This is a genomic window from Eudoraea sp. (assembly GCF_039969275.1).
Lineage (GTDB): Bacteria > Bacteroidota > Bacteroidia > Flavobacteriales > Flavobacteriaceae > Eudoraea.
In genome coordinates, this window is record NZ_JBDVOC010000007.1 from 134,521 (window position 1) to 160,885 (window position 26,365).

The window sequence follows — 26,365 nt, forward strand, 5'->3', positions numbered from 1 at the left end:
ACAAAAGCATCATGCAACAAAAAACCACATTGATTTCAACGTCTCAATTCCATAAAGACGTGTATAAAGGACTTACTGATTTTCCTAAACATTTATCTTCAAAATATTTCTATGATGAAATAGGAGATAAATTGTTTCAGGAAATTATGGACATGCCAGAATACTATCTGACAAATTGCGAGTATAAAATCCTCGATAAGTTTAAAGATGAAATATGCCGGGCATTTTTTAAAGATTCAAAGGAGTTCGACCTTATTGAACTGGGCGCAGGAGATGGAAAGAAAACCAAAATTCTGTTAAGACAACTTGCGACTGAGGAGGTTCCCTTTCAGTATGTCCCTATAGATATTAGCGAGAATGCTCTGAATCAACTTGAGGAGTCAATAAGTAATGAACTTCCATCGGTAAAAGTTAAGTCTTTGCAGGGAACCTATTTTGAAACGCTTGAACAGCTCTGCACAATGCAACGCAAGAGGAAGGTTATCATGTTTCTGGGTTCAAATATTGGTAATTTACTTCATCCGCAGGCGGTAGAATTTTTGATGAGTATACAAGAATTAATGAATGACGATGATCTTTTCTTTATTGGTTTTGATCAAAAAAAAGATCCGCAGACCATCTTAAATGCCTACAATGACACTGCAGGGATTACCGAAAGATTTAATAAAAATTTGCTAGCCAGAATAAACCGTGAGTTGGATGCCAATTTTGATCTCGATAAGTTCTTACATTGGGAAGTATATGACCCGGAAACAGGTACTGCTAAAAGTTATTTGGTGTCCAAGGAAAATCAGACAATTCATGTTAACGGGCTTGATCTTACCGTAACTTTTAATGCATGGGAAACTATACATACAGAAATTTCGCAAAAATATGACGACAATGTAGTCTCGTGGTTAGCCGATAAAGCTGGAATGGAGATAAGCAGAATTTTTAGCGATGAGAATAAATTTTATAAAAACTATATTTTAAAAAAGTAGTTATGAAAGCCATTTGGAATGATACAATTATTGCGGAAAGTAACGATACAGTTGTAGTTGAGAACAATCATTATTTTCCAGCTGAAAGCATTAAAAAAGAATATTTTAAACCCAGTACAACACATAGTACGTGCCCCTGGAAAGGTGTAGCATCATATTATACCCTGGAGGTTAACGGGGCAGAAAATAAAGATGCGGCTTGGCATTACCCTGAGATCAGTGAACTGGCAAAACAAATAAAAGGGTCTGTGGCTTTTTGGAAGGGCGTAGAAATTGTTGAATAAAAAAACCGGGATGTTCATAGAACAACCCGGTCGCTTTAACACTAATTGTTAATTACAGATCTAATACAGCATTTTCTGAACCAGCAAATTCATTCCACTGATAACGGTCTGCTTCTGTTTCATTAACATAATTTCCATCTACGAGGTATTTAAACTCGTAAGTATTCTCCTTTGGTAAATCAAACGTTCCTTTAAAAGTTCCGTTTTTAAGTTTCTTAAGCATGCTTCCTTTTGGATTCCAATTATTGAAATCTCCGACTACAGCAACTTTTTTTGCGTCTTCAGCAGGCACTGTAAAAGTAACCTTGCATACTGGCTTTGTTTTTAAATATTGTTTTGCGATTGACATAATATTTTAATTTTGTGATTACGCTGCAAAAATAGTACATTAAATTCCTCATTTCCAATGATTAAAATCATAATTATTGATTTCTTAAAATATTAATGTCTTTTAGTTCACTTTAGTAAAAAGGTATGGGTTCTTTTTTCAAGTAGGTAATTCCTACATAATCTTTCTAATGATCTCTAAAATGGAATCTATGTCTTTAACCGTATTATAATGGTGAAAACTAAGTCGGATACCTTCTCCACGTCTGGAGCAGACCACATTTTCTTTCCTTAAATGGTTAAATAACGCATCGTTGCCTTTAATGTTAAAAATGGTACTATGCAGATTTCTATGGATAACATCTTTGTTTAACAAACCTAATTCGTCAAAACCCTTACTGGCCTTTTTACTTAAATTCTCATTATGCTCCGCAATTTCTTTCATCCCTATATCATTCAGTATCTCTAGTGCACATTTCAGACTTCCAAAATTTAGACTATCCAGATGCCCTGGCTCAAAGTGTTTATTAAAGGGTATAGTATTCTTTGCGGTGATAACGGCATTAGCGGAATTGAATCCCGTAGTTTTAATTGTGAACCTTCTTTTGGCTATATCTTTAAATAACATAAATCCATTACCTGTTCCTGCTAACAGCCATTTATACCCACTCGCTCCAAGTACATCGATACCTGAGTTTTCAAAATCTATTTCAAAAGCCCCACAAAATTGAGTGCCGTCGGCAATGATCAGAAGCTGTGGGAATTCATCTTTCAACGCTTTTAGAAAATCCAGATCTATACGTATTCCATTTATCCATTGAACCAAACTAAGCGCTAGTACTGTTATAGAATTGTTCCTAACTTTTTCTAAAATATTCTGCTCCAACTGTTCATCAATTTTAGTATAAGAAATTTCAAAACCTCGGCTTTCAAAAGGCCAATTAACGGAAGGGTAGTCATTTTCAAGTAGCAATATATGTTCTCTACTATCTAATCCTTCGAGAAGTATATTCAGTCCCAAGGAAAAGTTAGGAACCAGTGCTACCAGATCCTTCCTGCACATAAAAAACTTTCCAACCATTTGTCTTGCTTCGCTTATGAGGCCTAAACTCTCAATTTTCATAGAACTCCCACCAACTAAATAATCCAAATCGTGATTTTGGCGCCACTCCAAAAGCTCATCGCCTAAAAGACCATATGCGGCCGTATTTGCATAAATACAATGGTTAAGGACTGGATATGATTTTCTATTATTTAGCATCTTTGATAGTTATTGTAATTTCTGATTTGCTGTATCTTTGTATCTAAAGATAATTATTAGAATGTTTTCTGGAAATAAAAGTGAGTCCATTATAGACAAAGAGCAGCATGAACAGCTGGAGTACGCACATAAGCGAATCAAACAGAAAAAAAATCTTTACGTTCATTTTGTACTATTTCTTATCGGGAGTGTCTTTCTTATTTTGATCAATAAAATTCTGAAATACGGTGAAGAGTATAACTGGTTTATATGGGCAATTATATTTTGGGCATTCTTATTTGTAGTCCATATCGTAAATGTCTATGTTACTCAAAAATTTATGGGAATTGAATGGGAACGTGAACAGCGAGAAAAATTAATTGCAAAACAAAGGCAGCGAATAAAGGAACTTCAAAATGAAATTGAAACCGATTTTCCGATGACCAATTATAAAAAAAAAGATTAGTGGGTAAAATTGTTATGATAGCTGCCATTGGAAAGAATAATGCCTTAGGAAAGGATAATGATCTTATATGGCACCTTCCAGACGACTTTAAACGTTTTAAGCAATTAACTACTGGCCATAAAATTATTATGGGTAGGAAAACATTTGAAAGTTTTCCAAAACCCCTGCCAAATCGCACACATATAATTATTACACGAGACCACAATTACAGTCTGGATTTGCCCTCATGTATTGTGGTTCATTCTATCGATGAAGCTTTGAATCTAGTACAAGATGATCCCATTTCCTATATTATTGGTGGAGGAGAAATCTATGACTTGGGGATGCCTCATGCTGATGTCCTGGAAATCACCAAAGTTCATGAATCTTTTGACGCTGATGCACATTTTCCGGAAATAGATAAAAAAGTATGGAAACTGATTAAGGAGGAATTTCACTCAAGTGATGAAAGACATAATTACAACTTTACCTATCTCACCTACCAAAGACGTAATATCTAGGAAAATCTAAATTTTCCCATTTTAACTTGCGTATAAGCTATGCTTTTTAGTCGAGAATAAAATTTATTCTATCGGCATGATATTCAAAAGTTTAGATATTCGATTTGTTTTAATTCATTAATATCTTCCAGAAAAGAAGTTAAGATCTTTATATCCTTATTTGTGTAAAACTGAATCTTGCCTGGAGTTTTATTGGGATTTTGGAGGTTTTCTTTATTAAGAACCGCCAGGGTTTGCTTTGCCACGGCAGCACCACAATCAATTATGTTCACATGAGGTGGTAATAATTCCCTTAAGACTGGAATTAAATAGGGATAATGCGTACACCCCAAAACAATATGATCCATATTTGCATCGAGCATAGGTTCAATGTAGCGAATCAATAATTGTTTCGTCTCAATAGAATTTATTTTTCCTGCCTCTATCAATGGAACAAGGCCAATACCTTCCTTTTCAACAATGGTTATTTCGCCAGCATGATTCTTTGAGGTTTTTAAAAAGAGACTGCTACTTAAAGTTCCTTTTGTGGCCAATACTCCCACCGTTCCTGTTCCGGAATATAGAGCCGCCGGTTTAATAGCTGGCTCAATACCGATAAAAGGGATTTCATACTTTTCCCGTAAAAGTGATATTGCATTGGTGGTAGCTGTATTACAGGCAACAACAATGAGTTTGCAGCCTCTTGCCAGCAAAAGTTCAGTGTTCTTAATACTTAAAGCAATAATTTCTTCTCTGGTTTTTTGACCATATGGTGCATTCTTACTATCTGCCAGATAAATAGTATTCTCATATGGCAATAGAGCATGTATTTCTTTCCATATGGAAGTGCCTCCTACTCCCGAATCAAAAATACCTATGGGTTTTGCATTCATCTAAAATGCGGTTTACTATAAATAATTATCAATAACAAAGTTATACATTCCTAAAACAAGCCTTTAGTACCTAACGAGATATTATAAAACAATCTTTTCCCTCTAAGTCTATTAATAATATATCGCTTGCTATTTGGTTGGTGATCATAAAAGAAATGAAGTCTATTTCTCTTTAAAAATTAAACAAAAAAAACTGCCCTAAAGAGGACAGTTTATAAATATAAGTTGAACAAAGGAAAAATTAAAATCCTAGTTCCTGTTTTACTTCGACTAAAAGATCCTTCCCTTTTGCAACAATTAAACCACCACCTTGCGTAGCATCTATCACATAATCATAGCCCTGAGCAGCTGCTACTTTTTCTATGGCTGCTTTTGCCTTAATAGAAATGGGCTCAAATAATTCTGCTTGCTTTTTAGCTAATTCCTGTTGCGCGGCCTGTTGCGCATCCCCAATATTTTTTTCAAAACCCTGAAGTTCCTGAGCTCTTTTTTGATTCTCTTCTTCAGATTTTGAAGTAGCTTCATTGGAATACTGAGTATATTTATTCTTTAATTCTGTCATAGAACTTTCAATATCTGCCCTGTATGTTTCCTGTAGTTTTTTTAGCTCTGCCTGCGCGGCCTTCATTTCCGGCATCTCGCCCAATAATTCCGTTACATTGATATGTGCGACTTTGCTTTGTGCATTAACAAAACTAGTAGCTGCTACTAATAAAACTATGGCTATTGCTACTTTTTTAAACTGTTTCATGATTTCTGAATTTACTATTTGAATGTTAATATAATTAATTTCGAGTTTTAGTTTTTAGTTTCTTCGTTCTTTTCAATTACTTGTTTTCTTTCCTCTTCTTTTTCTTTCCTCTTTGCCTCCCGCTCTTCTAATAATTTCTTTCTTCGTTCTTCATAAGCTCTTTTACGCTCTTCTCTTATTTTAAGTTGTTCTGCTCTCCGTTCTTCGGCTGTTTTGATTCTTGTTTCTTCCGCTTCCTTTGCCATTGCCTGTCTCTCGAGAAGGGCATCACTTATTTCCTCTTCTTCCGAATCACCTTCAAAGGTTTCTAACTGGCTTTTGGTTTTCGCCTTCGCCTTTGGTGCACTTACTTTCCTTGTCCTCGCTATTCCCCTCAGCACCAATTCACTTATGTCATGTCTTTTTTGGGAGTACAACATTACAACATCCGCCGATTTATCAAAAATAAAATCGTATTTTTTATTTGATCCAATTTTCTGCACTTCATTAAAAACCTGATCCTGTATAGGCTGAATTAACCTTTTCTTTTGCAGAACCAAATCGCCATTAGGTCCAAATCGATTTTGCTGGTATTCAATCATTTCCTTTTCCAGGATTTGAATTTCCTCTTCTCGTTCGAGGATAAGTTCATTTGTCAACAACACTTTTTCTGCCATCAAATCCTTCTTCATTTGATCCACTTCGCTTTGCTTCTGCTCAATTTCTATTTTCCAGCGTTGGACTTTATTTTCCAGCTGCTCGCTTGCATCTCTGTATTCTTCAACATTTTCAAGAATATACTCCATGTCTACATAACCTATTCTTACACCCCGTTGCGAAAATGTGTTAGACCAAAGCAATAAACCTACAACTACCAAAAGAACTTTTGTCTTCATCATTTAATTCGTTTTATTACATAGAAAATATCGTGCCAAAAATACTAATTATTTTAAAATGAGTGGATTACCCTAAAGTTTTATTGGAAAATATTCCGAGGTTAGAACTGTTGCCCTATAATAAAGTGTGTTTGCCATCCGCTTGGACCAGTACCTGCGGACTGAGGACGGCTGTCTTCATCAAAACCATAACCAAAGTCAATTCCCAATAGACCAAAGGCCGGCATAAATATGCGGACACCCACTCCGGCCGATCGTTTTAAAATAAACGGATTATATTCTTGAAAATTGTTAAAATTATTTCCCGCTTCTAAAAAAGTTAGGGCATATATAGATGCAGAAGGCTTTAATGTCAATGGATATCGAAGTTCGAGGGAATACTTATTAAATACAATTCCACCTTCCTGTTGACCGGTAATAGGATTAATTGGTGTAATGGAATTATTCTCATAACCCCTTAATTGGATGGTCTCTCGGCCATCTAATGTGAAATTACCTCCAAGACCGTCTCCACCCATAAAAAAGCGTTCAAATGGTACTGTTCCCACATCACTGTTATAGCTTGCCAGAAAACCAAACTCAATATTTGTACGCAGTACTAATTTCCCGACTATTCGCGTATACCAATCTCCTTTAAATTTAATTTTGAAATACTCTAACCACTCCCACCTCTCCTGCTCTATTGCCTCCTGTTCCGAGATTTCATCCGGGCTTAAAGGACGTTGCTGATTAATCTCACTAAGTTCATTACTTCGATCTTGTAAACCTCTATAGTCTTTATTGTTAAAAAGAGAATAAGGTGGAGTTAACTTGGCGGTCACTTCAAATATAGACCCTGATAACGGAAATATTCTTCCTGGTCCTGCTGAACTCCTGGATATACCCAAAGTATAAGCAAGGGAATTCGATGTCCCATTACCAAACCTAAAAAGACCGGAATTGTAGTTCTGAAAATCATATAATTGATATCCCAATGCATGGGATATTGTAAAAAAGTCATCGGGCCATTGCAATCTTTTCGCAAGTCCAACAGAAACGCCTGTTATGGAAAATTGCTGATCTTTATTTACCTCAACCCTTCCTGAGCTGCTAAAAGATGCTAAAAATTGCTGAGTTCTGGAAAACGACATATTAAACCTTACCGGCTTTTTGCCTCCAAGCCAGGGTTCGGAAAAACTAAGGCTATAAACCCTAAAAGTTCTACTGGCTTGCAAACGCAAAGCAAATGTTTGCCCATCTCCCATAGGAACCGGTTTATAAGCCTTCCCATTAAATATATTTTTTATAGAAAAGTTATTAAAAGACAAACCAAGGGTTCCAATAAATCCACCCCCCCCATAACCGCCTTGTAATTCTATCTGGCTGGATCCGGATTCCACCAGATTATATTTCAAATCAACCGTCCCCGCATTGGGATCCGGGTTTAAAATATCTGGCTTTATCTGCTCGGCATCAAAAAAGCCTAGTTGTCCCAATTCCCTTACACTACGAACAATGTTGTCTTTACTGTATTTCTGTCCGGGGCGAGTTCTTAATTCTCTAAATATAACATGATCATTGGTTTTGTCATTCCCTGCAACATAGACATGGTTTAGAAAAGTCTCCTTCCCTTCAATAATCCTGATCTCAAAATTAATAGTATCATTCTGAGCTGATACTTCAACCGGATTTATTTGCGAGAACAAATAGCCATTGTTTTGATAGAGGTTTGTGATATCTTCAGCATCAGGTTTACTTTCATCCGCAATGCGTTCTCTCAGGAGTACTCCATTGTATGTTTCTCCTTTTTTAATTCCCAAAACCTTATTTAACTGACCATCAGTATAAACTGAATTCCCGACAAAATCTATTTTCCCAAAATAGTATTTATTCCCTTCCTCAACCTTAATATCTATATTTATTTTCTTGGCACTAACTATGGAAATTGAATCTGAAATCACTCTGGCATCCCTGTAACCTTTCTCAGCAAATTTATCGACCATTGCTGCCAGATCCTCCTTATAATCAGCTTCAATAAATTTTGATTTTTTCCAAACCCTGCCGAATTGCGCTTTTTTAGTATTCTTCAGAGCTTTTCGAAGCTGTTTGTCTGAGAGCATTTTGTTTCCATCAATAGTAATATTTTTAATCTTAACCTTATCTCCTATCTTAATATTCACCACCATACTTGCCGCATTGGTGTCTGATGTGTCTACAGCGGTAGCAATTGTAACCTTAGTATTTAAATAACCATCTTTTTTATATTTATTCTCAATATAGTTTCTGGTATTGGAAATAAAACTCTCCGTCACCTTTTTTCCTTTTTTAAGATCCGTTTCTTTTATTATTTCATCAATTTTTTTCTTCTTAACCCCATAAACCGTAACCTTAGTTAAGGTTGGCCTTTCCACAATATTAAGTTCCAGGTAAACCTTATCTCCGTCAATATTTGAGATATAGAAATTAATATCACTAAACAATTCAAGATCCCATAGCTTTTTAATTACCGCACTTATTTGATCACCTGGAACCGTAATCGGCTGACCCTCTCTAAGTCCCGTAAATGTTTTGACAGTCTGTTCATTATAACTTTGCAAGCCTTTAACTTCAATTCCCCCAAGTATATATTTTTTACCATTGCCATAGGTAGTTTCCTGAGCAGAACTGAAAGTAGTAAAAAGGAGAAGTAAAAATAAAATCAGAAGTTCAAAAGATATGAACTTATTATTATCGCTAGTTGAGTTGTTCGCTGGTTTTTCCAAATCTTCGTTCTCTGTGCTGGTAATTTTTTATAGCCTCTAACAAATGATGCTCTTTAAAATCGGGCCAAAATACATCAATAAAATATAATTCAGCATACGCAATCTGCCAAAGTAAAAAATTGCTAATCCTGTGTTCACCACTGGTGCGGATTAGCAAGTCTACGTCTGGTAAATTTCGCGTGTAAAGATGGTTATTAATAATGGTTTCATCAATATTTTCGGGAGAAATTATATTATTTTTAACTTTGGTACTAATGCTTTGAATCGCATTTTTTATCTCTTCTCTTGAACCATAACTTAAAGCAAGAGTCAGTGTCATTGTTCCATTCTGACTAGTCTTGGCCATTACTTCATTAAGTTCTGCCAGTGCTCGGGTGGGAAGAGATTCAATATTGCCAATGGCATTTAGTTTAATATCATTCTCATTTAGAGTAGGAAGTTCTTTTTTTAAAGAGGATACCAATAATTTCATTAAGGTTTCAACTTCTATTTTAGGTCGTTTCCAGTTTTCTGTGGAAAAGGCATAAAGGGTAAGGTACTTTATTCCAAGCTTAGAACAGTTTACAGCAACATCGCGTACTGCCTTAACACCATGCTCATGACCAAAAACACGTAGTCGCCCTTTTTGTTTCGCCCATCTGCCATTACCATCCATTATAATAGCCAGATGTTTAGGAAGTTTGCCGTTTTTTAAATCATCATTAGTGTTCATAAAAAGTGTTACTCAAAACAATCGGAACATGGTTTTCTACCAAAGGTATAAGTTAATGTAATTCCTGAGAAAACATACCAATCATCACTAAAAATATTTCCAAATCTAAATTGTTCAAAATTAGATCCTTCCGGATTACTGCCATCTAAATTGTCAGTAAAAGTCAATCGCGCTCCTATTTCTGCTCCTATAATGAAATAATGCGACAACCTTGCCTTCATACCAACAGTCATTGGAATGGCAAAAGCACCGTCTTTTTGATCTAAATCCTGCACCTGCCCGGCATCAAAATATTTATACTCATATCGGAAATACGTAATACCGGTATACAAATATGGGGTAAATGCAGGTCCCAATTTATGTAAATTATATTCAACAAAATTAAATTCCAGTCCTGCAGATACCTCCAACACAGAATTATCCATCTTATAATCCCTTTGGCGTCTGGAAGAAATACTTGATTTCGAATCATCCGCCGTAAACTGTCCATATATCACGCTAGCTCTCCAAGCATAACGTTTACTTTTATTCCATTTAAAAATACCCCCAAATGCAGGCCCCGAAGGCGCTATATAGTTTGTTCTGCCAACATCCCCAATATTATTGGTACCCCCCGCATAAACTCCAATTTCATAAGTTTGGGCATTTATCAAGCCAAATCCAAGTAAAAGAATAACAACAATAAACGCTCTCATTAAATTAAAAAGTTTGCAAATATAATTAATATAGTATTTTACAACTAATATCTTTTATACCCCTATTTACTTTTGATAAACAGTATTTGCAGTTTTTTATTGTTTTAAGGAAGTATCTAATTCCGCTTATCCTGACCCCAAAGCAATTTGTTTCTAATGGTTTCCAAAAAGCTCTCAGAAGTGTAGGCAATCATTTTTATTGTAAATGGGGCTTTTTTAACGGTAATTTCTTTGCCATTTTCTATAGTGGCGATTCTGGAATCTAATGAAACAAGATGATTTACTTCACGTCCCGAAACTTTTAATCTGATGATTGTGTCGTCTGAGATAACCAGGGGTCTTGCATTTAAATTATGGGGGGCAATGGGTGTAATTACCAGTGATTGTACTCCCGGCATTATAACGGGGCCTCCACAACTCAAGGAATAGCCTGTGGATCCTGTCGGTGTTGCCACTATAAGCCCATCTGCCCAGTAAGAGGTTAAATATTCATTATTAAGATGGGTTTCCACAGTTATCATTGAAGTCGTATCCTTCCTGCTTACAGTTACTTCATTCAATGCATAATTCATATCCCTGAATTCAGGGATATCAAAATCGGCATTCACTTCTACCAAACTACGTTCGACTATGGAATATGCTCCGGAAACAAATTCCGTAACAACTCTTCTGACTTCTTCTTTTTTTAAAGTGGATAGAAAACCAAGTCTTCCTGTATTTACTCCTACTATGGGAATCCCCAAATCACGGATATATGTGATAGCTCTTAAAATAGTTCCGTCCCCTCCAAAGCTCACGAACATTTCGAAAGACGGATCCAATCCAACTTCACGATCAAAGGTTCTGTAAATTTCTATTTGTCTTGAAGCGGACAATTGAGTGTAAAAATCCGATTCAATAATTACTTCTGCGCCAACATTCTTACATTCATCCAGTAACTCCACAACATAGTCTAAGGTCTCACTCTCGTAGATCTGAGCATATATCGCTATTTTCATATTGGAATGGTTTACGTAATTAGCTTCTAACTAGAGAGGACAGTGAGGGTAAAATCACCTTTTTCAGAACACTTCCCCACATAGAACTTAAACATTAAGATACTTATCAAGATAATCCGATCTTTCTTTTAGATTCTCAATAAACTGATCATCCTTATTACCAAAGAGTATATTGTAATTGTATCGCCGGAAGGTTTGGACAACTTCACTAAAATTACCAGTACTGATTTTTATCGTAATCTGAATAACATCATTTCGAATATCGGTGATAAATGCACCGAGCAACTTAGTATTATTACTTTCAACTATCTGAGATATTTCACTAAAAGAATAGTCTTTTACGCCTTTTGCTAATACCAGCATTCCTCCCGGTTCTGTAAAGAATGGGGTATCTATGAAAACACCAACAACATCATTAAGGTCATAATAACCTATTACCAGGTTTTCATCATCCAAAACCGGTAACAAATTGCACTCATTTCTGGCGAATTTTTCAAGGACATCCAGCCACGAAGTACTTTTTAATACAAAAAAGGACTCAAGATTATATTTATAATCTTCTATTTTTTTGCCACTTTCAAAGGTTTCAAGATCATTTTCTGATAAGACTCCCAAAAAAAAGTTATTCTCAACTATAGCCACATGCGAATAGGTGGTATGCTTAAAAAAGTTAATAACCTCATTAAGTGCGCCTTCCAAATTAAAAACTGGAATTGTCGTAATTATATGGGATTGAATCTGCATGTCCTTAAAATCTTACGCAAAATACTAATTTTAAATATCAAAAGGTATGCCTAATTTGTATTTTTGAGCCCTGGAAATTATAAATATGGTAAAATGACAAAACTTAGTGTTAATGTTAACAAAATAGCTACTCTAAGAAATTCAAGAGGTGGAGACGTCCCAAATCTCTTAAAAGTAGTTACCGATATAGAAGGTTTTGGTGCACAAGGAATCACTATTCATCCCCGACCGGACGAAAGACACATTAAATATGAGGATGCTCGTAAGCTGGGGGAGGTAGTAACTACTGAATTGAATATTGAAGGGAATCCAATTGATAAGTTTATTGATTTGGTACTTGAAGTTCAACCCGATCAGGTCACTCTGGTTCCCGACTCGGTTAATGCTCTTACCTCTAATGCCGGATGGAACACTATAGTTCACGAAGACTTCTTAAAAGAAGTAATTGGGATTTTTAAAGAGAAAAATATTCGAACTTCGATATTTGTAGATCCCGAAATAAGTATGGTTATTGGTGCAGCTAAAACTGGTGCCGACAGAATTGAGCTCTATACCGAACAGTATGCGAAGAGCTATGAAGCTGGTGACAAGCTTGGGATTAATCCTTTCATTGAAGCCGCTAATGCTGCTCATGAATTAGGTCTGGGTATTAATGCCGGACATGATTTAAGTCTCAATAATATAAAATATTTTAAAGATAATATCTCCAATCTGCTTGAAGTGTCCATCGGGCATGCCCTGATCTGTGAATCACTTTATCTGGGACTTGAAAATGTTATAAATATGTACTTACACAAATTACACTAATGTCATTACTTCATTCAAACATCCTAGGCGAAGGTAAACCGCTGATGATATTGCACGGCTTTTTAGGAATGTCCGATAATTGGAAAACGCTGGGTACCCAATATGCACAACATGGTTACGAAGTTCATCTTATTGATCAACGAAATCATGGTAAGAGTTTCTGGTCAGAGGAGTTTAATTATACAATTCTTGCTGAAGATTTAAATCACTATTTTAACTATTATAAATTTTCAAGTGCATGTGTCCTGGGTCATTCTATGGGTGGAAAAACTGCAATGACCTTTGCTTGTAAGTATCAAGATTTAGTTGATAAATTAATAGTTGCCGACATTGCTCCAAAATTTTATCCCTCTCATCATCAGTATATTATTGATGCCTTAAAAACCCTGCGAATGGAAGAAATTTCCTCTCGAAGTCAGGCCGACTTTCTTCTTGCGGAACACCTTCATGATTGGGGAATAAGGCAGTTTTTATTAAGAAACCTTCATTGGATAGAAAAAGGAAGATTAGCCTTTCGTTTTAACCTCGATGTCCTGTCGCAAAAAATGGAAGAAATTGGGGAGTCCCTCGGCCATACAGAATCCTTTACGGGCCCGACTTTATTTCTAAGAGGCAGCAGATCAGAGTACATTGCTACTGAAGACCTGTCTGAAATTAAGCTTCATTTTCCAAAAGCCGAGCTCGAAACCATCGATGATGCAGGGCATTGGTTACATGCCGAAAACCCACAGCAGTTTATTGAAAAATCTATGGTTTTTCTGAATTCGTAAAAAAGGAGCTAATCACCCTGGCGTTGTCCCTATGGATTATGAGGGTCTCAATTTTATAAATTAAAAAATATAACTACTTTTAAAGATGTCAATTAATATTGGCACCATTTATATTAATCCTAAAGACCTTAACAAATGAAACTTATTATTCGAATTTTATTGAGTGCCCTTGCAGTAGTAATACTGGCAAATATACTACCTGGCGTTGGAGTTGACTCCTATACGACAGCGATCATAGTAGCCATTGTGTTAGGCCTGTTAAATTTTATTGTTAAGCCTATAATGGTTATTCTTACCTTGCCTATAACCATATTAACTTTAGGCTTATTTTTACTAATTATTAATGCCCTGATTATATTGCTGGCAGACAGGTTTATCTCCGGGTTTTCTGTAGATTCTATTTGGTGGGCGCTATTGTTCAGTCTCCTATTAAGCTTCCTTGAATCTATCTTTTTCTCATTTTTAAAGGAGGATAAAAGTTCCTGATTCAGGATTCGATAATCAGCTATTTAAAAACTTGTTCCAGTTCATAAAATATCCTATTTTTGCATCCCATTTTAGAAAGCAAATCAGAGATATCAATGAATATTCAGAAAGAGCAGATAGACGAGTTAAATGCTATTGTAAAAGTAGCAATAACGAAAGATGACTATAGTGACAAGGTAGATAAGATTCTTAAGGATTATAAAAAACAGGCCAACATTCCGGGGTTCAGGAAAGGTCAGGTTCCAATGGGATTAATCAAGAAACAATATGGCAAAGCCGTATTAGTTGATGAAGTAAATAAACTTTTACAGGATAACCTTAATAAATATCTCACCGAAGAAAAACTAGACGTCCTGGGAAATCCACTTCCAAAACAACAGGACAATTTTAATTGGGAGGCGGAAGATTTTTCTTTTGAATTTGAATTGGGCCTCGCTCCCAATTTTGAAGTATCACTAAAGACAAAAAAGCCGATTACTCATTATAAAATTGTAGCCGATAAGAAAATGATAGATGATCAGGTTGACCGTATAAGAAAACAATACGGAAAACTGATTAGTAAGTCTGAAGTTGGCAAAAATGATGAACTTACAGGCACTTTCAGAAATGAAGAAGAGGAAATAGACCATAAGTCTAACCTTGAAATGTCTAAAGTGAAAAGTAAAAAGGCCATAGACGGTCTTCGCGGTAAAAAAGCAGGTGATACTGTAATTTTGAAAACCAAAGGCCTTTTTAAAGAGGACTATTTATTATCCGGAGCTTTAGGAATTCAAAGGGAAGAGGCAGAAAAACTAAATATAGAAGTAAGTTTTACTATAGAGGAAATCAATGAGCGGGAGGCTGCGGATTTAGATCAGGAATTGTTTGATAAACTTTTTGGCAAAGATGCCATTACTTCAGAAAAAGATCTCAGAGAAAGAATAAAAGAAGATTCGGAGAAACAATTTGAGCAACAGGCAGATCAGAAACTATTGAATGATGTTACGGAGCGGCTTATTGAAACCATAAAATTTGATCTTCCAGCCGGATTCCTTAAAAAATGGATTCGGACCACAGGGGAAAAATCTCTTTCCGAGGAGGAGGCCAATGATGAATATGAAAAGTCTGAAAAAGGACTGAGATATCAATTAATTGAAGGGAAAATCATTAAGGATAACAGCATTGAAATCCAATTTGATGAATTGAAAGAGTTCGCTAAAGGTTTTATTAAATCTCAAATGGCGCAATACGGCCAGTTAAATCCACAGGAAGATGAATTAGACAACATTGCCACCAGAGTTTTGAGCAATCAGGAAGAAGTAAAAAGACTCTCTGAACAGCTAATGAGTCAAAAACTTATTGCACTTTATAAAGAAAAGGCCAATTTGAAGAAAAAAGAAGTTACTTATGATAATTTCGTGAAAGAGGTTTACGGTTAATTTTAAAAAATAAATTAAGTATCTTTACGGTGCCGAAAGCAGTAATTTCGGCACCTTTTTTTTATTTAAAAATATCATATTAAATATGGATTTCGGAAAAGAATTTCAAAATTATGCCATCAAGGACCAGGGTATAAATAGCATGTACTACGAGCGTATTATAAGCAGTATGTATCCGGTTAACATGACGCCAAACATTATTGAGGAAAGGCAATTGAACGCAATAGCAATGGACGTTTTCTCGAGACTTATGATGGACCGAATCATTTTTTTAGGAACAGGAATTAATGACCAGGTAGCAAATATTGTGCAGGCGCAATTGCTTTTTCTGGCCAGCGCAGATTCCTCTAAAGATATTCAGATTTACATTAACTCTCCGGGAGGAAGTGTCTATGCCGGGCTTGGGATCTATGATACCATGCAATTTATTAAACCGGATGTGGCAACTATATGCACTGGAATGGCTGCATCTATGGCTGCCGTTCTTCTTTGCGCAGGGGAAAAAGGTAAACGCAGTGGTTTGACGCATTCACGGGTAATGATACATCAACCGATGTCTGGAGCACAGGGACAAGCAAGTGATATCGAGATTGCTGCCAAAGAAGTACTTAAAATTAAGGATGAATTATACCATATTATATCTAATCACTCTGGTCAAAAATTTGATAAGGTGTATGAAGATAGCGATCGGGATTATTGGATGAAAGCTCAAGAAGCCAAAGATTATGGTATGATTGACGAAATTTTGGAAAGGGATAAGGATTAATTTCGACGAAATACGCATATTTATTGCGCTATAGGGTAATTTTAATGAACCAAAACTACTTTTGCTTCGTTATTGTTTAGAAATCTAGTTAAAATTATGGCTAAGGAAAACCTGGAATGTTCTTTTTGTGGACGAAAAAAACCTGAGACCAATCTATTGATTGCAGGTTTAGATGCACATATTTGTGATAGATGTATAGAACAGGCACACGGTATTGTTGCCGAAGAATCTAAGCAATCAAAGAATGACGACCTGTCTACAGAACTTATCTTAAAAAAACCTAAGGAGATAAAAAGCTTCTTGGACAACTACGTCATTGGCCAGGAACGCACAAAGAGGGTATTATCTGTTGCGGTTTATAATCATTATAAAAGGCTATTGCAGCCTCATTCCAAAGATGACGATATAGAGATTCAAAAAAGTAATATTGTGATGGTGGGCCAAACCGGTACAGGTAAAACATTAATGGCCAAAACCATTGCCAGGATGCTTAATGTGCCACTAGCTATCGTGGACGCCACAGTATTGACAGAGGCGGGATATGTAGGTGAAGATGTGGAAAGTATCCTTACACGACTTTTACAGGCTGCAGATTATAATCTAGAAAAAGCAGAGAGAGGTATTGTTTTTATTGACGAGCTTGACAAAATAGCACGTAAAAGTGATAATCCTTCAATTACTCGCGACGTTTCCGGGGAAGGTGTTCAACAGGGATTACTTAAATTGTTGGAAGGAACTATGGTAAATGTACCACCCAAGGGCGGAAGAAAACATCCCGATCAAAAATTTATAGAAGTAAATACAGAAAACATCTTGTTTATTGCAGGTGGTGCTTTTGATGGAATAGAGCGGATAATAACCAAACGATTGAATATGCAAGCTATTGGTTATAGTGCTGCAAAAAAAGAAGAAAGTTTGGATAATACCAATGTACTTCAATATATAATTCCAAAAGATTTAAAAGAATTTGGACTTATTCCTGAAATAATTGGAAGGCTACCTGTCCTAACACATATGAATCCTCTGGATGAAAAAACTTTAAGAGCAATATTAACGGAGCCCAAAAATGCTATTATAAAACAGTATGAAAAATTATTTGCCATGGACGGCATTAGTTTTAAGATTACTGAACAAGCTTTGGATTACATTGTGGAAAAGGCAGTGGAATATAAGTTAGGAGCCAGAGGATTAAGATCTTTGTGTGAAGCTGTTTTTACAGATGCAATGTTTGAACTTCCTAGTAGCGATGAAACGGAATTTAAGGTAACAAAACCTTATGCAGAGAATAAATTGTCCTTTGAAACCATCAAGAAACTAAAGGCCGTTTCTTAAAACTCAGCTTTTTTTTTAATAAGGCATCCAGTAAATCCATACATACTTTTTGGATTACTTTGTCGTCACTATATAGTTCTCTGCCGAATTTAGGCATGATTTCCATATTCACATCCATTTCAGACAACCATTCAGGGCTGGGTTTATCCTCCTGATATTCACCATAAAGTAAATTAATCTTACAATCTGGTTTTTCTTTTTGTAAATGGAGATTCAAGGGAGAAATTGCCGTTAATGATTTTATTGGCAACCCACATAAACCCGCATTCCAGGCAATAGTACCACCTGCACAAAAGGTAAGGTAATGGCTTTCTTCTCTTTCTTTTATTAAAAGCTGAGTCAATGCCATATTCATACCTCCATTATTAAAAGCTTCGCAGATATCTTCAGCTGTATTACTTATAAGATTTACATCGGAAAGTTGACGGATATCATAAAAAACAATATCAAAATATTGTTGCAAATAGCCCAGATACGAAGTAATCCAAAGGCCCTTTTTAGCACCCCACATGTCTGATAAAACAACCAATCGTTCTGCCATAAAAGTAATATTTATTAATAAACGGGTTAAGTTTGGACCTGCAATTTGACGATTAATGGTATATTTTCAACATTTTTTTGTTTACTTGATGCATTTCATCGATATAGTAGCTTAATCAATAGTAATCTGAAGTTATAATAAGTGGATTTATCAGTTTTTCCTAGCTATTCATTTCCAGTAATTCATCTACATATACCCTCTCATTAGACAATCGGGGAATTTTATGTTGACCACCTAATTTTCCTTTAGACTTTAACCAGTCATAGAAAAGGTTTTTTCTGGCCATATGAACTTTAGGCATTTTTAAAGTCATACTATTGTATCTCTTGGCCTCATAATCAGAATTTAATGATTTAAGGGCATTATCCAATACTTCTGTAAAGTATTGGATTTCTTCAGGAGCTTTTCGAAATTCTATTATCCATTCATGCGCCCCTTTTTCATTTCGAGACATAAAAACGGGAGCAGCGGTATAATCTATTATTTCAGCACCGGTCTTTCGACAACTATTTTTAAGTGCCTCTTCAGCATTTTCAATAATCAGTTCCTCTCCGAAAGCATTTATATGGTGTTTGGTCCTACCCGTAATCTTTATCCTATAGGGATTGGTAGAAGTAAAACGAACAGTATCCCCTATTTTGTAACGCCAAAGTCCGGAATTGGTAGTAATAATAATGGCGTAGTTCTTATTCTCCTCCACCTCCCATAATGGAATCACTTTTTGATCTGGAAGACCATAGGCTTCCATCGGAATGAACTCGTAAAAAATTCCATAATCGAGCATTAATAATAAATCATCTGCATTATTCCTGTCCTGAATGGCAAAAAACCCTTCAGACGCATTGTAAATCTCATAATATTTAAAACTTTTCTTTGGGAGTAGGTTATTGTATTGTTCCAGATATGGATTAAAACTTACTCCGCCATGGAAATAAACTTCCAGATTTTCCCATACCTCAAACAAGTTCTTCTTACCCGTTTCTTCCAATACTTTGTTTAACAGAACTAACATCCAGGACGGAACACCGGCCAAACTGGTAACATTTTCCTGTATGCTTTCCTGTATAATAGCATTCATTTTAGTTTCCCATTCGCCCATCAATGAAACTCTACTTCTTGGGGTACTACTTAATTCTGCCCAAAATGGCATATTATCTATTAGAATGGCTGAAAGATCCCCAAAAAATGTACCGTTATCCTCATATAACTCCTTGCTACCTCCTAAGCGAAGGCTTTTACCTCTAAATAACTGAGAATTCTCATTATTGTTTAAATAGAGGCATAATAAGTCCTTTCCTGATTTATAATGACAATCTTCCAATGCCTCAGTACTTACGGGAATAAATTTACTTTTGGCATTAGTTGTCCCGCTACTTTTCGCAAACCATTTAATGTTAGTTGGCCAAAAGATGTTTTGTTCTCCTCTCCTAGTGCGCTCTATTAAAGGTTCTATTTCCTCATAGGAAACAATAGGAATACGTTCAGAAAAAGCCTTATAGCTTGCAATTGAACCAAATTCATGCTTCCTGCCAATCTTTGTATCTTCAGCAATTCCCAATAATTGAAACAATACTTCCTCCTGTACTTCACCAGGATACTTAAGAAAAAGCTCTATCTGGTGATAGCGTTTTTTTAAAAGCCATGAAGCTATAGAATTAAATAAAGGTATTGGCATTTTTAGGTATCTTTAGCGATCTAAATCTAACAGCTAAAGTTAGTATTTTCAATTGAATTTTTAACAAAAATCACCATTCATGCGTTACGAAGGCGTATTGCGCAAGATGCAATCTGAAATAGGCCAACCTATTCAGTATTATTTGATATTTAATAATGACTTTTTAAATGTCAATCAAGTGTTGGACAAAGAATTACAGTTTAATTTTATAAAATACCAGTGCCTGAATTGTAATGAAGACAAGCCTATATTCAGGCAAGGTTATTGTCAAAATTGTTTTTTTGAAACTCCTGCCGCCGGTGACTGGATAATGAGACCAGAACTTAGTGTGGCACATTTAAATAAGGAAGACCGGGATTTGGAATATGAAAAAAAGGTACAATTACAACCTCATATTGTATACCTGGCTAATTCAAGTAATGTTAAGGTAGGTGTTACGCGAAAATCTCAGATCCCGACAAGATGGATCGATCAGGGTGCACATGAGGCCATCGAAATTGTTGAGGTTCCCAACCGCTTTCTGGCTGGCATAACAGAAGTGGCCTTAAAAGAACATGTCAGCGATAAAACCAATTGGCGCAAAATGCTTACAAATACCATTGAAGATGTAGATTTGGTAGAATGGCGGAACAAGTTAAGTAAATACATCCCTGAAGAAGCTTTCGCCTATTATATTGAAAGTAACCAGGAAACTCATATGGAGTTTCCCGTACTGCAATACCCTGATAAAGTCAAAAGTCTTAATCTAGGAAAAACAAGAGAATTCAAAGGCATTTTAAAAGGTATAAAAGGGCAATATCTGATCTTCCAGGATAATACTGTGTTTAATATTCGCGGGAATGAAGGTCTATATGTCTCCCTTGGAGTTAGTTAATTGAATCTTACTCTTTCTTTGAGTTACTTGAGCTTTTTTTCTTTCCACTTAAAATTCCACCGAGGATTCCTTTTGCCGTTTTCGCAAGGGGATCTTCTTTTACCAGGGAGTCCTTAATTAAGGTTGTTGTATCCTTGTTTGCTGTCTCATTTGCCAGCACATCATCCAGAACATCATTCAATTTTACATTTTCTGCACGCTCCTCACTCAAAGAGTCCTTTTCATTGTCCTTAACCGATAAAAGGTCTCCAAGCAATTCTCCAGCCTTCTCAGAACCTTTATTAATCATTTTTTGTTTTTGTACAGCAAGTAATCTTGAAGTTAGTTCCTTCATGCCTGTAGTAAGGTCAGTATTTATTTGCGGTGCATCATAAAAGCCCTCAACCGTTGCCTTTACCGGGAGCGTTAAATTATCCAGTTCTTTTTCGTCAATCTGTGCAATAAGCGAATTAAGCTGCTTGCCCAAATACTTTCGGGGGACCTCAATATTTAAATTATAGTTCAACTTTTTATCAAATGAATGACCACCATCCACGGTTATATCGATATCTTCATAACTTACTGTAAATGGTTTAACATTTACGGTTCCATCTTTGAATGAAAGAATTGTTTTTAAGGTCTTTAAATTAAATTTGTCCACTTCAATAAAATTTAAACGAGAATTCAGGGTGTTTAAAATTTTAGCATTTTCAGGATTTAATTCCATCGCTGATGCTTCTGCAAGTACATTCCCCGAGATACTTTTCAGATCTGGGGTAAAATCATCATTAAGGTTACCCGAAATTTTTATTATCGAATTCAGATTTCCTTTAAGAGCTGCTGCCATTGGTGCCAATATCCTAAAAAGCTCTACGTTTTTAAAAGTATCTTCTAAATCTAAACTACTCATATCCAGTTGCATTGAGAAACCAGGTCTTTCTCCTTTTGTACTTGTATACCCATTTAAATTAAGCGATCCATTATAAAATGACGACTGGAAATTGGAAAGGATTGCCTGTTGGTCTACAATTTTTAATTGCCCTTTTACATTTCTTAAAATCAGGTTGTCATAAACAACGGAATTTGCCTGGGCGTCTATGGTGCAATCAAGGAAGGCAGGGATTTGTATTTTTTCTGATTTAAGTTCCTTACTTTTCTGGTTTAATTCAGTTTTATCTTTTCCCTGTTCCGCAATATCTTCCTTAGACATAAAATCGCCAAGATCAAAAGTGTTAGAATTCATTTTAAAACTACCTGCCACTTTCTCATCATTAAACAAAAATCCAAGCAAGTTTTTAATGGTTCCGTCAATTTTGAAGTCAGTTTTCCCAAGCTGTCCATTCATATTCTTCAGTAGTACTTCTTCTGGAGAAAATGCTATCCCTGCATCATGAATTTTAAGAGGTGCGGATAAATTATCAGAATTGTATCTTAATTCATTTACTTTTAAATGACCATTTAACGCTGTATTTTCATACCGCTTTTTTTCAATGGATTCCATATCAAAAGAGGTATTTATATCGGCATCGAGCAGACCTTTCAAATCTATCGCCTCGGGCATAGGGTAAGCCTCGGAAATATTACCTAGATCCATGTTGCATACTATATGCGAACTCACTTTGGTATTGCCCAATAATTCGGTAATCTTTGAGCTTAATTCAAAGCTGTCATTTTCTATCGCGAAGGATGCCTTATTTATATCAACATAAGTATCTTCCACCAGACCTGAGGTATTTTTAATAATAAGGTCCATATTGATGTTCTTTATGGCCTTTGGCAAATCGGGATACTTAACGGAGGCATCCCTGGCATCTATCTGAATATCAAATTCCGGGATATATTCATCATCTTTAACACCGGCTATCTCGCCTTCTATATTGAAAATTCCTGTGGTTTTGACATCCTTTATATTTTGGGTATAGACTTGGGGAATAACTGCTAAAAAATTATCAAATTCGGATGAAGGAGTTTTAAACTTAATGGCTACTTCCTGCTTATCTTCAAAATTCCTGACAAATCCCTCAAACACCAGAGGAAGCCTATTTATAAAGCCCTCGTTCTTCAAAAAGGAATATGTATTAGATTTAAGATCAACCCCAATTAACGCTTCCAGCATAACCATAGTATTATCCAGATAGCGGGTGCTATCTAATTCAAATGACACCATTGCGCTGGTTTGCGTATCTAATTCACTTATTTCTAAAGAAAGGTCCCCTTTGCCTTTGTGCTCAATATCTTTTACTTCAAGGAGTACTCCGGAATTTAAGTCTTCGTAGATTATTTCAGAATTCACTAACTCAAAAGATTCCAGACCAAAGGTAAAACCACTGGATACAGTTTCATTTATGGAATTTGCTCCCTCCTCTTTGCCTATGGAGTAATTCGCATTTTGCTGCTTATCTGTTCTGAGCTTCAAAACTGCTTTGTCAAAGATCAGGCTATTTATGGTTATTGGTTTTTCGGCATCCTTTAATAGTTCTTTAATCCCCATTTCTAAAGAAATAGATTTGGACTTAAAGAGCGTGTCACCTTCAAACGGACCTTTAGTCAACAAATACAAATCTTTAATTCGAAGTTCGGCCTTTGGAAAACTCCGTAACAGACTTAGATTAACTTCAGAGAAATCCAAGGTGGCATTAATGTTCTTATTAACATTGTTCTTAATCAGGTCGCCAATCTTGGCCTCCAGGAAAAAAGGTACAGCAATCAGCACACCCAAAACGAGTAACAGAAGCAGGCCGGTAATTTTTAAAATTTTCTTTTTCATGATATTTGGAGTTCAGTCCGATAAGAACTTAAAAAAATGGGTATTTAGTATACCTTTCATCGAAAATTTGAAAAATAAAAAAGAAGATCAATTAATTGGATAACCCATTTACTTCGTAAGTCAAATCATTCCCGGGTATCCAGGTCTATTTCTTCACCCACGGCCAGGTTGAATCGCCTTCTGAAGATATATACAAACAAATAAAGAAAAGGGGTGTCGAGAAAGGCGATAAAAATCTTAAATATAACGCCACTAATAACCAGGCCCTGGAACATCTTCCATGGAATTACCCCAAAAATGCAAAGAAGTCCCACCACTGTTGTGGTATCAATTATTTGCGATAAGAAAGTTGAGAAATTGTTACGAAGCCATAAATATTTACCTTTTGTTAGACGTTTCCAAAAATGATAGATAGCAATGTCTACATATTGCGCGCAGAGGTAGGCCAGCATTGAAGCCAACACAGCTAAGGGGGACAAGGCGAAAACACTACTAAAAACTTCATTATCCACAGGTGAGGAAGGAATTGCCGGTACCAAATTGGAAATCAAGATGATTCCCATGGAAAAAAAGGAAGCAAAAATTCCGGTCGTAACAACCTGATTCGCTTTTTTCCTTCCAAATATTTCTGATATAAGGTCAGTTATTAAAAAAGTAATAGGATATGGCAATACCCCAACGGAAATTTCAAATAAAGGTGCTCCAAAAACAGTTACATCTCCAAAAGGATACCAAAAAAAGAATTTTTGGAAAATTAAATTGGAAACAACAAGGGAGGTAATAAAAAGTGCCCCCAGGTATATATAAATGCGATATGCCTGTTTTCTATTTTTGGGAGTCATTAAGCTATTTAATGGTTAAGGTAAACGGCAAACGTGCCTGAATTCCTTTTTGTTCCATTGCAGACCTGACTTCCTTATAAATACCGTAAACTTCAGCACCAATCTCTTCCCGGATCAGTTCTTCTTTATTAAAAATACTTGCGCCACCAAAATCTTCCATCAATCGTTCAAAACTCGATTTATATTTCGGATATTTTTTGACAGAGTAAGAATCCACATCGGCCAATAAGGCGGCGGCTTCAATTGCGTCATCTAGACCTCCCAATTCATCTACCAGTCCTAATTTTTTAGCTTCGGCACCACTCCAAACTCTTCCCTGGGCAACGCTATCTGCCTCAGCAATCGTAATATTCCGACCCTCAGATACTTTAGTTAGGAAAGTCTGGTAAGTAGATTCAATCCCTTCTTTTACATACGCTCTAAATTCATCACTCATGGGTTCAAAAAAAGAATAATCAACAGAATTCTTATTGGTCCCTACCTGTTCTGCATTGATTCCAATATTAGCTGCCAGTTCGTTAATATTCGGAATGGTTCCAAAGACTCCAATAGATCCGGTAATGGTTGTAGGCTCAGCATAAATTTGATCTGCACCAGCCGAAATATAATAGCCTCCGGAAGCTGCAACATCACCCATGGAGACAACAAGGGGTTTTTTCCCTTTTGCAATTTCAAGTTCACGCCAAATAATGTCGGAAGTAAGAGCACTTCCACCCGGAGAATTGACTCTCAATACAATTGCTTTAACAGTCTTATCATCTCTGGCTTTTATAATAGCCTTATTCATAATACCCTGCCCAATCATATCCGGGCCTCCTTCTCCATAGAGTATATTCCCCTGTGCAAAAATGACTGCAATTTTATCTTTGCCGCTATACAATTTCTTTTTGCGGGACATCTTCATATAATCCTCCAGTGAAATAGAATTGAGTTTATCCTCCTTACTAATACCGATAGCTTGTTTTAAACGATTTTCATATTCATCGTAATAAACAACCTCATCTAATAATCCTGAAGCTTTAGCATATTCAGGTTTTCTGCCACCAAGGGTATCCGCTATTATATTTATGTCCTGCTCGCTAATTGATCTATCTACTGAAATTTCAGAAATAATTGAATTCCAAATTGAACTCATAAGTTCCTTGATTTGAGTTCTGTTGTCCTCACTCATTTCATTAGATAAAAAAGGCTCTACCGCACTCTTGTATTTACCATGTCTTATTACTTCCATTTTTACCCCGGTCTTATCCTGCAAATCCTTAAAATAAAGAACTTCCGCAGAAAGTCCTTTAAAATCCACTGCGCCTACAGGGTTTAGAAATATACTATCTGCAACACTGGCCAGATAGTAATCCTTTTGAAGATAATAATCCCCGAATGCATATATGAATTTTCCGCTTTCCTTAAAATCCGACAAGGCGTTCCTTATTGCCTGAGTTGTTGAAATTCCAGCAGAAATATAATTGTTACTAATACTGATACCTTTAATATTATCATCCTCTTTTGCCACCTTTATTGCATGGAGTATTTGATCCAAACCCTGCGCCTTGTCAAAAAGAATGTCGAAAGGTTCCCCTTCATTATTCCCTGTGTAGTCATTAATTGGATATTTCATTTGTAATTCCAAAACGGAGTTTTTCTTAACAGATACGCTTTCTTCAGTGTTTACAAGACTCACAAAAATGACAAACATGAAGAACATGATACCGAATGCTATCAAAGTGCCGATGATTGCGGCCAGAAGGTTTCTTAAAAAATTCATACAATATTTTAATTATTACACCCAAAGATAACCAAACTTAGGATGATGCAATCTACTTATTTTTTACTAGAACATAATTCAATCTAAGTGGAAGAAGCAATAAGCAATTAATAAATAGAATGTCTTTATTGTAATTTAGTTACCATCTGGCTTACCTTTGT

General features: G+C 35.9%; 26 protein-coding genes. 11 read left to right on the plus strand and 15 right to left on the minus strand.

The window, feature by feature from the left end; translation table 11 throughout:
• Positions 1 to 11: 11 nt before the first annotated feature.
• Both egtD and ABJH90_RS05210 read left to right on the plus strand, forming a co-directional pair.
• A complete protein-coding gene (egtD, locus tag ABJH90_RS05205; RefSeq protein ID WP_348137219.1) occupies positions 12 to 980 on the plus strand; it encodes an L-histidine N(alpha)-methyltransferase in 969 nt (322 codons plus the stop codon).
• Positions 981 to 982: 2 nt separating this feature from the next.
• The gene (locus ABJH90_RS05210) at positions 983 to 1,264 is read left to right on the plus strand and encodes a DUF427 domain-containing protein (RefSeq protein WP_348137221.1); all 282 of its coding nucleotides are present in this window, start codon (positions 983 to 985) and stop codon (positions 1,262 to 1,264) included.
• Between the two features lie 52 nt (positions 1,265 to 1,316).
• On the opposite strand, the gene ABJH90_RS05215 is transcribed toward ABJH90_RS05210, so the two are convergent.
• Entirely contained in the window at positions 1,317 to 1,613 is a 297-nt protein-coding gene (locus tag ABJH90_RS05215; RefSeq protein WP_348137223.1) for an isoamylase early set domain-containing protein, read from the minus strand.
• A gap of 153 nt (positions 1,614 to 1,766) precedes the next feature.
• Positions 1,767 to 2,852, minus strand: coding sequence for an aminotransferase class V-fold PLP-dependent enzyme (locus tag ABJH90_RS05220; RefSeq protein WP_348137225.1), 1,086 nt, complete (start codon positions 2,850 to 2,852; stop codon positions 1,767 to 1,769).
• Positions 2,853 to 2,913: 61 nt separating this feature from the next.
• On the opposite strand from ABJH90_RS05220, the gene ABJH90_RS05225 reads away from it, so the two are divergent.
• Together ABJH90_RS05225 and ABJH90_RS05230 are read left to right on the plus strand one after the other, a co-directional pair.
• Positions 2,914 to 3,297: a 2TM domain-containing protein gene (locus ABJH90_RS05225; protein WP_348137227.1), complete on the plus strand. Its 384-nt coding sequence runs from the start codon at positions 2,914 to 2,916 to the stop codon at positions 3,295 to 3,297.
• Positions 3,297 to 3,797 (plus strand): dihydrofolate reductase, encoded by a 501-nt coding sequence (locus ABJH90_RS05230; RefSeq protein WP_348137229.1) that lies wholly within the window; start codon positions 3,297 to 3,299, stop codon positions 3,795 to 3,797. The genes ABJH90_RS05225 and ABJH90_RS05230 overlap by 1 nt, the downstream gene beginning before the upstream one ends.
• An 83-nt stretch (positions 3,798 to 3,880) precedes the next feature.
• Here the strand turns inward: ABJH90_RS05230 and murI are convergent, their stop codons facing one another.
• The 8 genes from murI to ABJH90_RS05270 form a co-directional block, all read right to left on the minus strand.
• A complete protein-coding gene (murI, locus tag ABJH90_RS05235) occupies positions 3,881 to 4,669 on the minus strand; it encodes a glutamate racemase (RefSeq protein WP_348137231.1) in 789 nt (262 codons plus the stop codon).
• A 241-nt stretch (positions 4,670 to 4,910) separates the two neighbouring features.
• Positions 4,911 to 5,420, minus strand: coding sequence for an OmpH family outer membrane protein (locus tag ABJH90_RS05240; RefSeq protein WP_348137233.1), 510 nt, complete (start codon positions 5,418 to 5,420; stop codon positions 4,911 to 4,913).
• Positions 5,421 to 5,467: 47 nt separating this feature from the next.
• Positions 5,468 to 6,295: an OmpH family outer membrane protein gene (locus tag ABJH90_RS05245; protein WP_348137961.1), complete on the minus strand. Its 828-nt coding sequence runs from the start codon at positions 6,293 to 6,295 to the stop codon at positions 5,468 to 5,470.
• A 101-nt stretch (positions 6,296 to 6,396) separates the two neighbouring features.
• Positions 6,397 to 9,036, minus strand: coding sequence for a POTRA domain-containing protein (locus tag ABJH90_RS05250; RefSeq protein ID WP_348137235.1), 2,640 nt, complete (start codon positions 9,034 to 9,036; stop codon positions 6,397 to 6,399).
• Positions 9,008 to 9,748 carry an isoprenyl transferase gene (locus tag ABJH90_RS05255; protein ID WP_348137236.1) on the minus strand — a complete coding sequence of 247 codons (741 nt, stop codon included), beginning with the start codon at positions 9,746 to 9,748 and terminating at the stop codon, positions 9,008 to 9,010. Before ABJH90_RS05255 ends, ABJH90_RS05250 begins: the two co-directional genes overlap by 29 nt.
• An 8-nt stretch (positions 9,749 to 9,756) precedes the next feature.
• Positions 9,757 to 10,443 carry a DUF6089 family protein gene (locus ABJH90_RS05260; protein ID WP_348137238.1) on the minus strand — a complete coding sequence of 229 codons (687 nt, stop codon included), beginning with the start codon at positions 10,441 to 10,443 and terminating at the stop codon, positions 9,757 to 9,759.
• Between the two features lie 116 nt (positions 10,444 to 10,559).
• Positions 10,560 to 11,441 carry an NAD kinase gene (locus ABJH90_RS05265; protein ID WP_348137240.1) on the minus strand — a complete coding sequence of 294 codons (882 nt, stop codon included), beginning with the start codon at positions 11,439 to 11,441 and terminating at the stop codon, positions 10,560 to 10,562.
• A gap of 87 nt (positions 11,442 to 11,528) precedes the next feature.
• On the minus strand, positions 11,529 to 12,185 hold the full coding sequence (locus ABJH90_RS05270) for a CBS domain-containing protein (RefSeq protein ID WP_348137243.1): 657 nt from the start codon (positions 12,183 to 12,185) through the stop codon (positions 11,529 to 11,531).
• Between the two features lie 93 nt (positions 12,186 to 12,278).
• On the opposite strand from ABJH90_RS05270, the gene ABJH90_RS05275 reads away from it, so the two are divergent.
• From ABJH90_RS05275 to clpX, 6 genes are all read left to right on the plus strand, one after another.
• Positions 12,279 to 12,992, plus strand: a complete 714-nt coding sequence (locus tag ABJH90_RS05275; RefSeq protein ID WP_348137246.1) for a pyridoxine 5'-phosphate synthase — start codon at positions 12,279 to 12,281, stop codon at positions 12,990 to 12,992.
• Positions 12,992 to 13,762, plus strand: coding sequence for an alpha/beta fold hydrolase (locus ABJH90_RS05280; RefSeq protein ID WP_348137248.1), 771 nt, complete (start codon positions 12,992 to 12,994; stop codon positions 13,760 to 13,762). Before ABJH90_RS05275 ends, ABJH90_RS05280 begins: the two co-directional genes overlap by 1 nt.
• A gap of 135 nt (positions 13,763 to 13,897) precedes the next feature.
• The gene (locus ABJH90_RS05285) at positions 13,898 to 14,248 is read left to right on the plus strand and encodes a phage holin family protein (RefSeq protein WP_348137250.1); all 351 of its coding nucleotides are present in this window, start codon (positions 13,898 to 13,900) and stop codon (positions 14,246 to 14,248) included.
• A 95-nt stretch (positions 14,249 to 14,343) separates the two neighbouring features.
• Entirely contained in the window at positions 14,344 to 15,666 is a 1,323-nt protein-coding gene (gene tig, locus ABJH90_RS05290; RefSeq protein WP_348137252.1) for a trigger factor, read from the plus strand.
• An 85-nt stretch (positions 15,667 to 15,751) separates the two neighbouring features.
• On the plus strand, positions 15,752 to 16,432 hold the full coding sequence (gene clpP / locus ABJH90_RS05295) for an ATP-dependent Clp endopeptidase proteolytic subunit ClpP (RefSeq protein WP_348137254.1): 681 nt from the start codon (positions 15,752 to 15,754) through the stop codon (positions 16,430 to 16,432).
• A gap of 96 nt (positions 16,433 to 16,528) precedes the next feature.
• Complete coding sequence (clpX, locus tag ABJH90_RS05300) at positions 16,529 to 17,764, plus strand: ATP-dependent Clp protease ATP-binding subunit ClpX (RefSeq protein ID WP_348137256.1); 1,236 nt, start codon at positions 16,529 to 16,531, stop codon at positions 17,762 to 17,764.
• On the opposite strand, the gene ABJH90_RS05305 is transcribed toward clpX, so the two are convergent.
• Together ABJH90_RS05305 and ABJH90_RS05310 are read right to left on the minus strand one after the other, a co-directional pair.
• On the minus strand, positions 17,739 to 18,305 hold the full coding sequence (locus tag ABJH90_RS05305) for a hypothetical protein (protein WP_348137258.1): 567 nt from the start codon (positions 18,303 to 18,305) through the stop codon (positions 17,739 to 17,741). The two genes, clpX and ABJH90_RS05305, sit on opposite strands and share 26 nt — an antisense overlap.
• A gap of 160 nt (positions 18,306 to 18,465) precedes the next feature.
• Complete coding sequence (locus ABJH90_RS05310; protein WP_348137260.1) at positions 18,466 to 19,980, minus strand: GH3 auxin-responsive promoter family protein; 1,515 nt, start codon at positions 19,978 to 19,980, stop codon at positions 18,466 to 18,468.
• A gap of 79 nt (positions 19,981 to 20,059) precedes the next feature.
• Between ABJH90_RS05310 and ABJH90_RS05315 the strand changes: the two genes are divergently transcribed.
• Complete coding sequence (locus ABJH90_RS05315) at positions 20,060 to 20,854, plus strand: DUF2797 domain-containing protein (protein ID WP_348137262.1); 795 nt, start codon at positions 20,060 to 20,062, stop codon at positions 20,852 to 20,854.
• A gap of 7 nt (positions 20,855 to 20,861) precedes the next feature.
• Here the strand turns inward: ABJH90_RS05315 and ABJH90_RS05320 are convergent, their stop codons facing one another.
• From ABJH90_RS05320 to sppA, 3 genes are all read right to left on the minus strand, one after another.
• Positions 20,862 to 23,600 carry an AsmA-like C-terminal region-containing protein gene (locus ABJH90_RS05320; protein WP_348137264.1) on the minus strand — a complete coding sequence of 913 codons (2,739 nt, stop codon included), beginning with the start codon at positions 23,598 to 23,600 and terminating at the stop codon, positions 20,862 to 20,864.
• Between the two features lie 125 nt (positions 23,601 to 23,725).
• Positions 23,726 to 24,442, minus strand: a complete 717-nt coding sequence (locus ABJH90_RS05325) for a queuosine precursor transporter (protein WP_348137266.1) — start codon at positions 24,440 to 24,442, stop codon at positions 23,726 to 23,728.
• A gap of 4 nt (positions 24,443 to 24,446) precedes the next feature.
• Positions 24,447 to 26,204, minus strand: a complete 1,758-nt coding sequence (gene sppA, locus ABJH90_RS05330) for a signal peptide peptidase SppA (protein WP_348137268.1) — start codon at positions 26,202 to 26,204, stop codon at positions 24,447 to 24,449.
• Positions 26,205 to 26,365: the final 161 nt, after the last annotated feature.